Genomic DNA, 1,848 nt, shown 5'->3' with positions numbered 1-1,848 from the left:
GATCTACCCATGGCCAGGGTGAAGCGTCGGTAAGACGTCGTGGAGGCCCGAACCCACCAGGGTTGAAAACCTGGGGGATGAGCTGTGGGTAGGGGTGAAAGGCCAATCAAACTCCGTGATAGCTGGTTCTCCCCGAAATGCATTTAGGTGCAGCGTCGCATGTTTCACCGCGGGGGTAGAGCACTGGATGGTCTAGGGGGCCTACAAGCTTACCGAAATCAACCAAACTCCGAATACCGTGGTGTGAGAGTGCGGCAGTGAGACTGCGGGCGATAAGGTTCGTAGTCGAGAGGGAAACAGCCCAGAACACCAGCTAAGGCCCCTAAGTGTGCGCTAAGTGGGAAAGGATGTGGGGTCGCTCAGACAACCAGGAGGTTGGCTTAGAAGCAGCCACCCTTGAAAGAGTGCGTAATAGCTCACTGGTCAAGTGGTCCTGCGCCGACAATGTAGCGGGGCTGAAGCGCACCGCCGAAGCTGTGTCATTCGCACAATACACCGTCTCATCGGCTTGACCGGTGGGGCCAGTGGTGTGGATGGGTAGGGGAGCGTCGTGCAGCCGGAGAAGCTGTGGTGGAAACCAATGGTGGAGGCTGCGCGAGTGAGAATGCAGGCATGAGTAGCGATAGGCGAGTGAGAATCTCGTCCGCCGAATGACCAAGGGTTCCTGGGCCAGGCTGTTCCGCCCAGGGTAAGTCGGGACCTAAGGCGAGGCCGACAGGCGTAGTCGATGGACAACGGGTTGATATTCCCGTACCCGTGTGGACGCGTCCCTGGTGAGGCCGGTGACACTAACCGCCCGAAGCCCCGACGCTCTTCGGAGTGGAGGGGTGGAGCGCGGGATCTGATCCGGTAGTAGTCAAGTGATGGGGTGACGCAGGAGGGTAGCTCCGCCAGCTGTTGGTGTCTGGTGTAAGCGTGTGGCCCGAGCGATAGGCAAATCCGTCGCTCACAGAGGGTGAGGCGTGATGCGTAGCCGATTGAGGCGAAGTAGAGTGATCCCATGCTGCCGAGAAAAGCCTCTAGCGAGTGTCCGTGCGGCCCGTACCCCAAACCGACACAGGTGGTCAGGTAGAGAATACCGAGGCGTTCGGGTGAACTGTGGTCAAGGAACTCGGCAAAATGCCCCCGTAACTTCGGGAGAAGGGGGGCCACAGGGTTTGAAGCCCTTCGCGGGCTAGGACCAGGTGGCCGCAGAGACCAGCGAGAAGCGACTGTTTACTAAAAACACAGGTCCGTGCGAAGTCGCAAGACGATGTATACGGACTGACGCCTGCCCGGTGCTGGAACGTTAAGAGGACCGGTTAGCCCTTTGGGGCGAAGCTGAGAATTTAAGCGCCAGTAAACGGCGGTGGTAACTATAACCATCCTAAGGTAGCGAAATTCCTTGTCGGGTAAGTTCCGACCTGCACGAATGGCGTAACGACTTCTCGACTGTCTCGACCACAGGCCCGGTGAAATTGCAGTACGAGTAAAGATGCTCGTTACGCGCGGCAGGACGGAAAGACCCCGGGACCTTTACTATAGCTTGGTATTGGTGCTTGGTTCGGTTTGTGTAGGATAGGTGGGAGACTGTGAAGCGCTCACGCCAGTGGGTGTGGAGTCGTTGTTGAAATACCACTCTGATCGTACTGAGTGTCTAACTTCGGACCGTGATCCGGTTCAGGGACAGTGCCTGGTGGGTAGTTTAACTGGGGCGGTTGCCTCCCAAAGGGTAACGGAGGCGCCCAAAGGTTCCCTCAGCCTGGTTGGCAATCAGGTGTTGAGTGCAAGTGCACAAGGGGGCTTGACTGTGAGACTGACAGGTCGAGCAGGGACGAAAGTCGGGACTAGTGATCCGGCACTGGCTGG

1 rRNA gene is annotated in these 1,848 nt (G+C 58.0%); it reads left to right on the top strand.

The annotated features are described in order from the left end of the window. Window positions 1-1,848, top strand: a 23S ribosomal RNA gene (locus tag H504_RS0126100); the annotation flags it as partial.

It is taken from the genome of Actinokineospora inagensis DSM 44258 (genome assembly GCF_000482865.1).
GTDB lineage: Bacteria > Actinomycetota > Actinomycetes > Mycobacteriales > Pseudonocardiaceae > Actinokineospora > Actinokineospora inagensis.
Note: the sequence above shows the minus strand (reverse complement) of the source record. Positions and strands in the feature narration are given on the sequence as shown.